The 15,196-nt window shown below is 61.2% G+C and carries 2 protein-coding genes and 1 pseudogene; all 3 read right to left on the reverse strand.

Annotated elements, in window-relative coordinates:
* Positions 1-18 precede the first annotated feature (18 nt).
* The 3 genes and pseudogenes from ACR0AJ_RS16845 to ACR0AJ_RS16855 all read right to left on the reverse strand — a co-directional run bounded on the left by ACR0AJ_RS16845 (position 19) and on the right by ACR0AJ_RS16855 (position 14,832).
* Positions 19-13,338: a hypothetical protein gene (locus ACR0AJ_RS16845; protein WP_480741406.1), complete on the reverse strand. Its 13,320-nt coding sequence runs from the start codon at positions 13,336-13,338 to the stop codon at positions 19-21.
* Between the two features lie 261 nt (positions 13,339-13,599).
* On the reverse strand, positions 13,600-14,112 hold the full coding sequence (gene thpR, locus ACR0AJ_RS16850; protein WP_480664505.1) for an RNA 2',3'-cyclic phosphodiesterase: 513 nt from the start codon (positions 14,110-14,112) through the stop codon (positions 13,600-13,602).
* A gap of 123 nt (positions 14,113-14,235) precedes the next feature.
* A pseudogene (locus ACR0AJ_RS16855) lies at positions 14,236-14,832 on the reverse strand (LuxR C-terminal-related transcriptional regulator).
* Positions 14,833-15,196: the final 364 nt, after the last annotated feature.

The following is a 15,196-nucleotide window of genomic DNA, read 5'->3' on the forward strand; positions in this document are numbered from 1 at the left end:
CCTGCTGTCCCTCATCGATTAGAATTGTAGTCCAAGGCCAAGACCTACCTGTAGGGCCCTGGTTGAGTCTCCGAACAAATGATCGAGGCTCAGATTGACAAAGCTGCTGTCATCCAGCGCAAACAGCCCCAACCGGGCCGAGACCAAGCCATGCGCGTCGCCGACAAAGCTGGTGTTTGAAAACCCACCGTCAGCGGTGCTCGCTCCGTTGAACCCGGCGGTGACCGATACGGTATCATCCGACGAGAGAATGGCACCAACCTGAAAACTTGCGCGAAGCTTCTGCGAGGCACTCAGGGTTTGCTCGGTTCCGATTTCCAGCGAAGGCGTGAACGAATAGATCATCTCGCTATCGTCTTGCAGAACGACCCCCGCTAGGGTTGCATCGCCATTGCTTTCGGTTGCCAGACGTGTGGCATCAACGGCTACCTCAGGGCGCAGATAGGAACTGCCGCCCGCGAACCTGTGGTCATAAGCAAGGCTGAGACGCAGGTTCTGATGGTTCATCTTGTGCTTGATCTCGCTGACACCAACGGTGCTTACGATTTGACCGTTGGGCAACACGCCACTGATCCCGCCCGCGCTGAGCGTATCATAGTCTGACCAACCGGCCGACAGCTGGGCTGCAAACTCCCACGCGCCGGTGTATTTGGTCAGCGAGGCACCCAGATTGAACCGATCACCCGTTGCATTGTAATTCGACCCGTTCCGTAGGCTCATCTCGTCATAGCCTACCGCGAACCCAGCGAATAGCTCATCCCCAACCGGCAGACGGACACCAGCCGACAGGTTGGTGTCGTTGATGTCCAGCTCTTCGTACATGCCGGTCTGATCGCGGTCATAAAAAGACCGCCCGCCTGAGAACCAGACACAATTGCGCGGGTCATCCCCGAACTGGTAATCGGTAAACCGTTCGCAATTGTGCAGTGTGTCCGCAAATACCCGGGTGCCATAAAGCGCATCCACGGCATCGGCGGCATAGTCGGCAGTCGACAGGCTTTCGATTGCGGCGATGACATCGGCCTCGGACTGCATGTTGCCGATCAAGGCGAACAGTTGGCCTTGGGCAGCCGATCCCTGCCCGTTCAGAACTTGGTTGATGTAATCCCCGATGGCCGCCTGATTGGCGTTCATGCCGGGGGTCGAATAATCCGGCGTGATCACCAGGTCGACCGAACTGCCGTCAGAGGTGGAGCCGTTCAGGCCGATGGAATAATCCAGCACCACAGTGTCTTCGATCAGTGTGCCCGCGTCTGCGGCGGTTCCATCAGGATTGATGATGACAAGCGGCAAGGCCCTTTCCAGCGTATTCAGCAGTGGCACCAGCGTACCGCCCATGGTGGCATTACCGGTGGCATTAACCAGGTCGCTGTTGCCACCCGATGCCCCAGAGGTCAGGAAATACACGTCGAAGGTTGACGTTGCCGTTGCTCCAAAGGCCAGGCTTCCGGTCAGGTTCAATGTCTGGCTGACATTGCCGCTGAAGGTAAAGTCACTGGCCGCAACCGTCGCCGTCAAATCTCCGTCCAGACCCAGATTGGCCCCCAGTACAAAATCACCGTTCACCTGCATGAAGCCGTCAGCACCCAGATTGACCGTATCCAACGCATAGAAGTCCGCGCCGTCTTCGACGGTAAAGCCGTTAGTGCCTGCGCCAAGATCCATGTTGCCAAGGGCCGTACCCGCAAGCGAGATTTGTTCGTTGCCGTCGCCCCCATTCACCAATTGATCGTTGCCGGCGATCAACAGGGTATCTTTAGACAGGGTCAGCACATTGTCGGTGCCGCCGTCCACAACGATTGATGCGACTGACCCCGCCTCACCAGTGCCGCCCATGACGACGCCGTCAAAGCCAAGTGTGATCGCGTCTGCGCCATCGCGCCCCTCGGATTGTGCCAAGACGCCGATGCCGCCCTCGCCCACCGACAGGATGTTACCATCAAGCGTCATGTCGATGGCGCCACCAGAGCCCGCACCACCGGCAGCCCCGCGATAGACCGAGTCCACCATGCCACCGCCGCCGCCAAGCGACTGCGCCACAACACCAATCGCATTTTCGCCCGTCGTGACGATGTTGCCGGATTGCGAGAATCCGATATCGCCGCCATCACCGCCATTTGCAGCAGACAGGTTTACCGTGATCCGGCTGGCCTCCATATCGGTTGAAACGAGACCGCCGCCGCCACCGATACTTTGGATGACGAACCCGTGCGATCCAGTTCCACTGGTAGTCATGTCCCCGATATTTGCAAAGCCGACATCACCACCGTCACCGGTTGAATCGTCTTGCGCGCCCAGCGTTACATCCGCACGCCCAAGACCCGAGATGACAACTTCGCCCCCACCGGCACCGATACTCTGAACGCTTTGGCCAAAGGATCGGTCACCACTTGTGAACACGTTGCCGTCCAGCAAAAGGTCGATATCGCCGCCATCGTTGTTGAAGCTGGGATCAGAACCCAGGATCACAGACGCGGCCTTTTGGATCCCGGCTTCGCCATCCGTATTGCTGTTCAGCACAAGCTTACCGCCGCCGCCGCCGATGGATTGCGCCGCACCGGCCGATGAGAACGCGCCATCGGTGCCAACATCACCGGTCCGGCTTCCGTCCACGTCTCCGCCGCCAGCGTCGTCCGTGTCAATCGCACCCAGACGTGCGGTGATGTCGATAGCGTCACCGTCTTGAACATCCACCGTGGTCGCGGATGTACCGCCGCCGCCACCGACACTCTGAAGCATCAGGCCGGTCGAGCGATCGCTTGTGGTGGCAATGTTACCGTTATGGGCCTGCGTGATCTGGTTGCCCGCCATACCCGACACGTCATCGCCACCAAGGGCGATATCGCTGCTGACGACCGAGCCGGTCGCGCCAGCGGTCGTGGTGGTGAAATCGACAGAGGCATCAGTATTGCCGCCGCCGCCATTCACCGATTGGACAAAGACCGCTTCGCTGCCCACGCCATTGACCAGAATATCTCCGGTCGAATTGACAGTTACAGTGCCCACCGAACCGGTGGATCCCTCCCGAGCCCCCAGCGCCTGCGAGATTGTGTAATCCAGCACCGAGACCAGCGGGGACGACACCGAATAACCCGCGTTGCCGCCGCCGCCGCCAACGGATTGGGCATAGATGCCAAACCCGTTTTCGGCATTCACAACAATTGTGCCAGTGTGGTTGACCGTGACGTCTCCTCCATCAGAACCCGATCCGCCTGATCCGCCAATGGCGATCTTCGAATAGGATTTGCCCGTCATTGTGTTCTTAAGGTCGTTCACGTCCATCGCAACGGCCAGACCGCCATTGCCGCCGCCGCCACCGACAGATTGTGCAAAGATGCCGTAGGCGCCTGTGCCATCCACTTGAACGTCTCCGGTGTTGGTGACGACCACGTTGCCGGCAACATTGCCGCTGCCGCCCGATCCGCCGATATTCAGCTGCGCGGTCGGAGAGCTGCTGTCCCCGGTCTTTAGCCGCAATGTCCCCGTGATTGAGCTGCCGCCATTGCCACCGCCGCCGCCGACGGATTGGGCAAAGATACCATGCGCACCGGCACCCGTTGTCACGATCGTACCGGCATTGGTCACCGCGACATTGCCGCCCGTGCCACCCGTACCGCCTGATCCGCCCAGACCAAATTGCAGCGCCCGCCGCGTAGTGGCCTCGGCCCCGCCATAGCGCCCGTCAACCGAGATGGTCGAGCCGCCATTACCGCCGCCGCCACCGATGGACTGGGCAAAGATCCCGTGACTTTCCGTACCATCGGTCAGGATCGTGGCATCGGTTTCGTTTACTACGGTTACCGTGCTGCCCGCGCCGCCAGTGCCACCAGTTCCGCCGATCAGAATGGCGTTTGTCGTTGATCCTTCCGAGGATCGGCCCAAGATGATGTTGCGTACCTGTTGCGCGTCGCCTCCGCCACCGCCAACGGATTGCGCATAAATACCGATAGACTTGTCACCTGTTGTTGCGATGACATCGCGGTTAGTGACCGACACTGCCGCAGACATCGCACCGGTGCCGCCATTGCCGCCAATCGAAATTGTCGCTGTGTTGCCGATCTCTTTGCGCAGGTTGATGATGCGGTTTTCCACCAGGCCACCCATGCCGCCTCCGCCGCCGACGGATTGCGCATAGATGCCGTGCGCCATCGTGCCCGCCGTGGTGATCATGCCGTCATTCACAACGGTCACAATGTCCGACGTCATGCCGTCCCCGCCAGTGCCTCCGATGTTGATCGAGGCTGCCGTCCCCACGGTTGATGGGTTAACGAAGGATTTGATCGTATCAAGGTTTCCTTGACCTGCCTGCACCATGCCGCCGGTGCCACCTGCACCGCCGACCGATTGCGCCAGCAACCCGATTGAGCGTTCCCCCAACGTTGCGATCCGTGCGGTATTGGTGACATCGACCGTGCCACCTACGCCGCCAGAGCCACCGGTGCCACCGATGGACAGTGATGCCGAAATGCCACCACCGGCCGAGTTGCTGGCCTTGCCGCCATTACCGCCGCCGCCGCCCACGGATTGCGCGAAAACCGCATGGGCATCGTCGCCCTGGGTGACCACGATACCCGCGACCACAGAGGTCACGTTACCTGCCGCACCACCAGTGCCGCCCGCCAAACCAACCGACACGCTGGCCTTGTTACCCTTGCTGTCGCCGGTCTTTGGCGTGCCAATGCTGACCGAGGTTGACGAAGAATTGCCGCCGCCGTTGCCAATAGATTGGGCAAAGAACCCGTAAGATCGGTCGCCCGCAGTGCTGATGATACCGTCCGAGCTGGCATAAACATCACCGCCACTGCCGCCGGTACCGCCGGTCCGGCCGATCTGAATGTTGACGTTGCCGCCATCCACCGAGGTCGAGGCCGAGTTATAGCCCGCGTTGCCGCCACCGCCACCAACGGATTGAGCGAACAGCCCATGGGAATCCGCACCGAGCGTTGTGATGTCGCCGGTATTGCGCACGTCGACTGTCCCACCGATGCCGCCCTGACCTGTCCCGCCGCCAACGGCCAGGCCAAAACCCTTGTTGGTTTGGTCCGAGGCAAGTTCATAGGCAAAGGCCAGGTTCAGGGCTGCGTTACCGCCGCCGCCGCCAATCGATTGGCCGAATACCCCATGGCTACTGTCTTGTTTCGTGAGAATATCGCCGTAATGGTCAATATCGACCGTCCCACCATCCCCAGCGGTTCCGGCATCACCGCCAATGGCAACCACAGCTGACATGCCGGTTTTGTTGCCAGAAGAATCCGCTGGATTAACTTTGCCTTCAAGCTCATCCAGCACGTTGTTGTAATTGGCAATTACCGAGTCATCCACACCCGTGTTGGTTGGTGTCTTGCGGTCGGTTGAATCGCCCGTGCCGCCGTTGCTCTGACTGCCGTTGGTCTTGCTGATACCCACAACCGCGTTGACCCCGGCGTCGCCGCCACCGCCGCCGATGCTGGAAGCTTCGATCCCGTGCGCGCCGACACCGTCTGTCGTGATGGTGCCTGCTGCCGCTAGGGCGGTTCCACTCATGACGGTCACGTCCCCAGCGTCACCACCGCCGCCACCAAAGCCGCCGATGCCCATGGCAATGGGTGAACTGTCCTTGGTGCCGACAAAGGTCGCGTTGATCCCGCCAGTACCGCCACCACCGCCGATGCTTTGGGCAAAGATGCCACGCGCGTGATAGCCATTGGTCGATATATTGCCGGTTTGCGTAACAACGACGTTGCCCGCATCTGCGCCGGTGCCGCCATGACCGCCCAGACCACCAACGATGCTCAGGTCGGTTTTGCCGTCGGAATTGTTGGAATCGCCATAGTTCAGCTGCCCGGTCACATTCAGCGCGCCGTTACCGCCGCCGCCCGCGATGGACTGGGCCAGAACGCCGTGCTTCCAATTGCCCGCAACGGCAACCGATCCGGCATGATCCACGGTCACATCGCCCGAGACATTGCCATTGCCGCCGAAACCACCGACACCAAATGTGACCGAGGGGATCTTGCCATCCTTGCTCAGCGCAATCCCGCCCGACACGTTCAGGCCACCATTGCCACCGCCGCCGCCGATGGATTGCGCCATCAAACCGGCCGAGCCATCGGTATCCGGCTTTTCTTCGTTGAAGACCCCCATGTCGATGAACAGACGCTCCAACCCATAGGTCGAGGCCAGCTCTTCGGTCTGATCCACGATGGTATCGCCCAGGAAATCGCGCAACTTGTCTTCAAAAGTTGTGGTGTCAGGGATCGAAATATCGTCCGGGTCCGTCGTGACCGTGATATCCGCCTGCGACGTGACTGTGACATCGCCCGCCTGGCCACCGTTTCCTGCGAACCCCCCAACACCCACGATCAGCGAGCTGTCGGACACGATCCCGCCCGACACGTTCAAACCGCCATTGCCACCGCCACCGCCAACGGATTGCGCCAGCAGACCGGATTGGCCGGTGCCATGCGCCATGATCGTGCTGCCGGAGCCAATGTTTACGTCTACGTTCCCGGCATTGCCGCCACCCCCGCCAAAGCCGCCGACCCCGACAACGACTGCATAGGATTTGCTGCTATCCGTTTGCCCCGCCCCTGGTTTGCCGCTGATCGCGATTCCGCCAGAGACATTGGTGCCGCCATGACCACCGCCGCCGCCCAGCGATTGCGCGATAATTCCGCTGGCGCCTTTGCTTTCATCGACGGCGAAAGTTCCGTCGGATTGCAGCACCATCGGCACCGCCTGCACGTTGCCGGTGTAATCCAGGTCGACATCACTTGCGTCGCCGCCTGATCCACCAAATCCACCCACGCCCGCTGCAACGGAAAAGATCGTGTCAGACCCCGACGGTTTGGTCAGCGCCAATGAGCCCGAGATATTCACACCGCCGGTACCGCCACCGCCGCCAAGGCTTTGGGCGAAGATACCATGCGCCCCGTCGCCTGCGGTCACTACGTCGCTTTGAACGTCCAGCGTTACCGTACCGGCATCACCGCCACCGCCACCAAAGCCACCAAGGCCCAATGCGACCGCTGCACCGGATTTGCCCGTCAGGTTCACCGCGCCCGAAACATTCAGACCGCCATTACCGCCGCCGCCACCAACGGATTGCGCCATCACACCGATGCTGTCGACGCCCGTCGTGACCACCGAAGTTGTGCCACTACTGTCCGTACTGGAACGCAGGGTGCTGATAACGTCGCCAGCATTGCCAGCCCCGCCGCCAAAGCCGCCCACGCCCAGGCTGACCGAACCGCCGTTTTGCTGGGTGATACCCAGCGTGGCCGAGATGTTCGTGCCGCCATTGCCACCACCGCCGCCAAGGCTTTGTGTCAGAATGGCCGTGCTGCGATCGCCAGCAGTCAGAACCCCTCCTGTAACGGTCGATTGAACCAGCGCACCGGCATCCGCGCCGCCACCGCCGAACCCGCCGACGCCAATGCCTACGGCCGCATTGGTCGAGCGGGACAAGGACAAGGCCGCCGAGATGTTGGTGCCGCCGTTACCACCGCCCCCGCCAAGGCTTTGTGTCAGAATACCGACTGAGTCATCGCCAGCCGTGGTGACATTGCCGGTGACTTGCTGGGTGACGTTGTCCGCTGTGCCGCCGTCTCCGCCGAATCCGCCAACGCCGATCCCAAGACCGCCCGAGAAATTGCTGGCCAGAGAAATCGCGCCGGAAATATTCGTGGCCCCATTACCACCGCCACCGCCCAGGCTTTGCGCCATGACGCCAGCCGAGCGCGCGCCCGAGGTGCTGACGTTGCCCACAAAGGTGTTGTCGACCACGCCGCTGGTGCCTCCGCTGCCGCCAAAACCACCAACACCGATCCCCGCCGCGCCGGAACCTGTCCGCGCAATGCTAAGCGCCCCCGAGATGTTGACGCCGCCATTGCCACCGCCGCCACCGACGGATTGCACCAGAACACCGGTTGCGTTTTCGCCGCCCGTGGTGACATCACCGGTGACCGAGCCGGTGGCTGAACTTGCATTGCCACCATCCCCGCCGGACCCGCCAATGCCAACGCCAACAGCACCACCGCCAGTACCCGAAAAGTTCACGGCGGCCGAGACATTCAGCCCTCCGTTACCGCCGCCGCCTGCCGCGGACTGCACCAGAACGCCGCCTGAATTATCGCCAGCCGTGGTGACGTTTCCAACAACCGTACCGCTCGCCGTGTTGGCGTTGCCACCATCGCCACCGCTGCCGCCAAGCCCGACCGAGGCACCACCGCTGCCGGTTCCGGCAACCGTGACTGTGGCGGAGACATTCATACCGCCATTGCCACCGCCGCCGCCAAGGCTTTGGACGATGACGCCGCCGGACTCGCTCCCTTGGGTCGATACATCACCGGTTAGCGAGGCTTCGGCGGTGCCGCCGACACCGCCCGTACCGGACGCGCCGCCGAGACCCACCGAGGCACCGCCCGATCCCGTGCCTGCCGCAGCAACCGCAACCGAGACGTTCAGGCCCCCATTACCGCCGCCGCCGCCGACGGACTGCGCTAGCAATCCTGTCGAAGTGTCACCCAACGTAATCAGATTGCCCGTGACATTTGCCGTAACAGCCGAGGCATCGCCGCCACCTGTCCCGCGGCCACCCAGACCTACAGCCGCCGCGCCGGAGCCTGTACCTGCACCGCCCACGGATGCCGAGACATTGAACCCGCCATTGCCGCCGCCGCCGCCAATGGATTGCGCAACAACTGCGCTGGACTGCGCGCCTTCGGTCTGAACATTATTTGCGACGATCAGACCCACGATGCCACCCGTGCCACCGCTGCCACCCGAGCCGCCCAGACCAACGCTGATCGCTCCTGACCCGGTGCCTGCGCCCGCCAAAGCTGGCGATACGTTAAAACCACCATTGCCACCGCCGCCGCCGACAGATTGTGCCAGAATACCAACCGAGGCGTCGCCCTTGGTGACCACATTTGCCGTTGTGCTGGCGGTAACCTGGCTACCGTCACCCCCACCCGCACCCGAACCGCCCAGCCCAACCGAGACTGAGCCCGCGCCCGTACCTGCACCCGAGACTGTGGGGGACACATTGAACCCACCATTGCCGCCGCCACCACCGATGGACTGCGCGACGAGTCCGCTTGAGGCAAACCCGTCTGTCAGAATGGTTCCGTTCGAGGTCAAGGTGACGTTGCCACCCTGCCCGCCGGTATCACCCGACCCGCCAAGCCCGACGCTGACCGCGCCGCTGGCCGTGCCCGCGCCCGACAGGACCGGAGCAACATTGAACCCGCCATTGCCGCCGCCACCGCCAATCGATTGCGCCACAACGCCCGAGGACTGGTCACCGCGTGTTTCAACTGCATTGTTGGATGTGGCGATGACGGTGTTGCCATCTCCGCCACCTGCGCCGTCGCCGCCCAGGCCAACGGATACTCCGCCCCCCGCTGTGCCCGATCCCTGAACCGCCGCACTGACGTTAAAGCCGCCGTTGCCGCCGCCGCCGCCAATCGATTGCGCCAGAAAGGCTGTGGCTGAATCGCCCTGCGTCAGGATCGTTCCGTTTGAGGTCAACGTGACTGCTCCACCATCACCGCCACCATCGCCCGAGCCACCCAGCCCAACGCTAACCGCGCCAGAGCCGACACCCGCGCCCGCGCCAGTACCAGAGATATTGAAGCCCCCATTGCCGCCACCGCCGCCGATGGATTGTGCAACAACGCCAGACGACCGGTCTCCGGCGGTCACAATAGAATTCGTCGTGGTCAGGTTGACCGTTCCACCCACTGCACCACTGCCGCCATCGCCGCCCAGGCCGACGCTGACAGCGCCGCTACCAACCCCTGCACCTGCGAGCGAAGCGCTGACGTTGAACCCGCCGTTGCCACCGCCGCCGCCGACGGACTGTGCCAGAACAGCAGTCGAATCCGCTCCGCCTGTGCTGACGGTGCCGGAGACTGTGCCAGCGACCGATTTTCCAATCCCGCCGCCCGAGCCACCGCCGCCAAGGCCAACTGTGACAGCACCGCCACCCGCGCCAGCCCCCGCGACCCCGGCCGTTACGTTGAACCCGCCATTACCGCCGCCGCCGCCAATGGATTGGAACACAACACCACTTGAATTGTCGGACAGAGTTGTGACGTTCCCAGCAACCTGAGCCTCGACCACGCCGCCGTCGCCGCCGGTCGCTCCGTTTCCGCCCAGCCCGACGCCGATTGACCCGGCACCAGCACCCGCAGCGGCGACTCCTGCGGTGACGTTAAAGCCACCATTGCCACCGCCACCACCAATGGATTGAACCACTACACCTGTGGACCGCAAGCCTTCGGTTCTAACATCCCCATTGACGCGAACGCCCGTGACAGTTCCGCCAACGCCACCACTGCCGCCGTCACCGCCAAGGCCCACACCGATGGTTCCGGCACCAGCACCCCCGGCGGCAAGACCCGCCGCAACACTGAAACCACCATTGCCACCGCCGCCACCGATGGATTGCACGACCACAGCACCGGAATCGTCTCCGCGTGTGGTGACATTGGCGTCGACAGTGGCCGTTACGGTTCCCCCTGCCCCGCCACCGCCGGATTTACCGCCAAGACCAACGCTGACCGACCCCGCCGCAGCACCGCCGATATCGGCACTGGCACCGATGGCATAACCGCCATTGCCGCCACCGCCACCGACGGATTGCGCCACAACGCCGCTGGAAAACGCGCCGCTGGTCTCAATCGACGTGCCGCCCGCAACCAGAGTCACATCGCCTCCGGTTCCGGCACCGCCACCGTTACCGCCGACGCCGACATTGATGCCAATCGCAGCAACACCACTGGCACTGACCCCGGCGGCGATGCTGCCGCCGCCATTGCCACCGCCGCCGCCGACGGATTGCGCGATGATCGCGCTGGAGTTCGTGCCCGTCGTGGTAACGTCCGCATTGGTATAGACTTGAACGGTCCCACCATTGCCGGCGCTGCCCGCCTGCCCGCCGATCCCGACGGAAACATTGCCGGAAAACAGTGCCGAAGCACCGCCGGTTGCTGCAACCGCCAGACCGCCATTGCCGCCACCGCCACCAACGGATTGGAAAAGCATCCCTGTTGAGCGATTTCCAGTGGTGACAACAGTGCCCTCGAACCCTGCGACCGTCGCAACCCCGCTGCCATTGAACTGGCCGACCGTTACGTCTCCGCCTTTGCCACCCGTGCCGCCATCACCGCCGACACCAACTGCCAAAGATCCAGAAACCGGGCCGCCGGACACCGCAACCGAGACAGCATAGCCACCGTTGCCGCCGCCACCGCCAACCGATTGCAGCATGACACCGACGGAATCCTCTCCTCCGGTTTGCACCGAAGCTGAGCCGCTGCCGCTTAGCGTGACGTCGCCACCGTCACCACCATTACCTGCCGATCCGCCGACCGAAACTGATGCCGCACCAAAGGCCCCGACGGCCACCGAAACAGCACCGCCGCCATTACCGCCACCGCCACCTACGGATTGGGCAAACACACCTGCCGAGCGGTCGCCAGAGGTTTGGATCGCCGAAGGCTGGCTACCGTCGGTGTTGGACAGGGTCACATCAACGTCTCCGCCGGTGCCACCTGCCCCGCCATCACCACCGATGGCCACGCCGACAAATGCACCAACAGACCCGGACGAGCCACCGTTGCCGCCACCGCCGCCGATGGATTGGGCCAGAACGCCCATCGCGTCGTCTCCGGTCGTGGTAATGATGCCGTCGTTCACGATCGTCACGGTCGAACCGCTGCCACCGCCATTACCATTGCCGCCGACCGAAACCATGCCGCCAGACGATCCGCCGTCCCCGCCGCCACCGCCGATGGATTGCGCGATGATGCCGCGCGCGCCGTCGCCGCCCGTTACGATGCTCCCGTAATTGCTGACGCTGACTGCTGCGCCCGTGCCACCCCGCGACCCGGTGCCACCAATGGCTACCAAACCATAGGAATTCGCGCCCGTGCCACCGCTGCCACCGATGGACTGAGCCATAACCCCGTCAGAGCCTTCGCCTGACGTCAGAATGCTGCCGCTGCCCTGGACTGTGACGGTCACAGTGTCTCCGCTACCGCCGTTTGATCCGACCCCGCCCAGAGACAATGCAACCAGCCCCCCTGCAGTGCCCCCCGAACCGCCACCGCCGCCAATGGATTGGGCGACGATTCCGCGCGCGAAATCCCCTTGCGTCTCAATCGCCCCGCCATGCGAGACCGAAACCGCGCCGCCATTGCCGCCATTATCTGCGCCACCGATCAATGAAACCAGCAAGTTGCCACTGGTACCGGCCGAGCCACCGGACCCGCCGATGGACTGGGCATAAATCCCGTTGGCGTAATCTCCTGTCGTCAAAATGCTGCCGCTTGATGTTGTGTTGACTGTGACCGTACCACCACTGCCACCATAGCCGCCGTCACCTGATGCGCCGACCAACCCCCATTGCGAGCCACCATTGCCACCATTGTTCGATACACTCAGAGCATAGATGCCATCGGCCGAGTCTCCGGTCGTTGAAATCGACCCGCTCTGGTTGACTGTGACATTGCCCCCATCGGCTGAATGCCCACCGGTACCACCGCCCGGTGCCGCGAAACCGCTGCCGCCATTACCCGCTTCACCGCTACGGCTAAATGCAAATATGCCGTCGTTATCGGAGCCTGATGTTTGGATTGTGCTGCTGGAGTTTTGCGTTGCGGTGACTGTGCCACCTTTGCCACCATCACCGCCGTCGCGCCCATCCCAGAAACTCAGATACGAGTCGCCCCCGTTGCCGCCGTCGCCCCCGACGCTGCCGATCTCCCAGCCGACGTTGCTGGTGGCGTTGACATCGCTGGACAGAGATTTTGTCTGCGTTGGGCCATCATCACCATCACCGCCCGATCTTGGCGGAACGACCAAGGCGCCGTCCCGTCCGTTGCTGCCATTCTGTCCGTATACAACTTGATTTACTCCGTTGGGCCCAGAGACATTCACTGGCGGTGTGACGGTACCCGGAGTGTCCGAGCTGTTGAAGTTGCTGTTGTACTGGGACAGCGTCAATTGCGTCGACAGGCTGGATGTACCGGTCGCCCCGGAATTGCTGATCTGCGCCGTTGTTCCGCTAATGGAGACAATATCAAATGCAAGCGGTGGATTGTCCGAATTATAGATTGTGTCGCCCGCACTTTTAACGAGAAAAACATATCCGTCAGCCGTTTCCACAAAAGCGGTTGTACCCGCTGTTGGCGTCGAGGCCGGATCCACAATTAGCGCGCTTACGGTCGTATCCAGACCAGTCACAGGGTTGGTGACTGTGTCGCCAACTTTGGAAGCGGCTGTTGGCGCAGCAAGCAATGGGTTTGAAATCAAAACAAAAAATGAAATCGCGAGCAGCAGATTTGATTTCATTGTCACCCTCGAACCTCGCAACCGACATAGTCAGAACACATGGCAATCGGGTAAAGTCCCGAAAAACAGTTACCTGCAATTCGGCATTTCCCCATCACCATTTCGGGCAGAATACGCGCAAGCTAAAGGAGATTAATTTCCTAAAATTCACCTATTAACAGTTTCGTGAACCGTATTGCCTAAATGCAACATTTTTAATGCGCCAATAGGCTGTCACACGGTTTGAACAGGTAAACCACCTAAGGTGAGACAGCAGCCCTATTAAAACGTGAAATGTGCCAAGGCGACATGACGGGCGCCTTCCGGACGAAGAGTGGATTCGTATAGGGTAAAGCCGGTCACAAGCATCTCTGGCAACGTATTCACCGTCCAATCGTGGGGAATGTGAGCCGCCTGATGACGTTCGTGTTTAAGCCGCGCGATCGTTACATGTGGGCGAAAACGTCGGCGGGGCAACACAATTCCGGCACGCCGTGTTGCGATCTGTATCTTGCGATGCAGCGCAACAAGTGGCGCGCTGTCCTTAACCCCAATTGCCAATGCACGCCCGAAACACTCGATGCCAAAAAACGTGATGTGAAAAGGTGCAGAGGAAAGCGCCAAAAGCTCGTCATGCAAAGCCTCCAATACCTGTTCGGGCTGATCATCCAGAAATGCCAGCGTCAGATGCAGGTTCTCAGGTGGCACCGGCCTGCCCGCGGGTAACGCGCGTTGTAGCGGCGCAAGAGCCACCTTCGCCTCATGGTTGAGTGATATGGCGACGAAGGAACGCAATTGACCCTCTTGCTGTGTCTATTGTTGAACGCACGTAAAGTTAACCGTTCATGCCCGCGATGTCAGGTCTTTGCGCGATCTGCATGAAAGCCCGAAATTGATGAATGACTGGCCCGAGCCGACTTATTCTCGGGCGATCCGGGATAAATAGAACTGGGTAATGGCTTGTGTTCTGTTTTTCACCCCAAGTTTTTCATAGATATTCGACAGGTGAAACTTGATGGTGTTAGTCGAAATCTGCAGCTCTTTTGGCAAATCCTACTGCGACATTCCTTGTGCCAACGCTTCAAGGATGACGCGCTCTTTACGAGACAGGCTTTGAATCGGGTCCTGCTGCATTTTTCGTACGTCGATAAACGGAAATACCATCTTACCTGCCGCCAAATTGGCACAGGTTTCCAGCAGGCCTTCGACCTCGCCGGACCGGGCGGCAAACCCTGCGGCCCTGGCCTGCATCGTCAGACGCGGTCTATCACCCGTCGCATCGCTATAGACCACAAGCCGCGGGGCGTTGGCCTGTTCGCGCAGCACTTCGATCAGTTTGGCTGCCCCCAGCACAGGCAGATTCCAGTCGATCAGGCCGAACTAAACGGGAATCCGCATAACAGTCCCAAGAAACCCTTCTGCCGTGGCAGATGTCGCCACCAGCGAGAATCGGGGGTCGCGTTCGGAAACTTCGGACATGGCGGGCAGGACCAGCGGATTGCTATCCGCCAGCATGACATCAATCGGCACTCCTGAGGCATCAACCATCTATTACTACCTTATTTTTGCTAAATACCACCCGGTTGGGTAGGTAGAAATTTGGTATACTGCGGTATTTTTACCATTGTGGGTGGGTTTTAGCCCATACTTTTAGCCATCCTAAAGCAGTAGTAAGTTACGTTGTGTCGTAAGACAAGGCCGCGTTTTCTATTCGGCAATGAAACACGACGGGCCGCAGCGCCCGGTCAACAGCCGAGAGTGTCAGACGATGACTTTTCAGATTTATCCCACGCTTGAGATCCCCGAGACACTGGCTGCTGGTCCGGGGCCGGGCAATACCGATGCTCGTGTTTTGCAGGCCTTCGCCAATGCCGGGGTT

The organism is Ruegeria sp. CJ9 (assembly GCF_056536625.1).

Excerpts from the sequence above, each read along its gene's own strand:
- ACR0AJ_RS16845 (WP_480741406.1), bottom strand. The coding sequence starts at position 13,338 with ATGAAATCAAATCTGCTGCTCGCGATTTCATTTTTTGTTTTGATTTCA.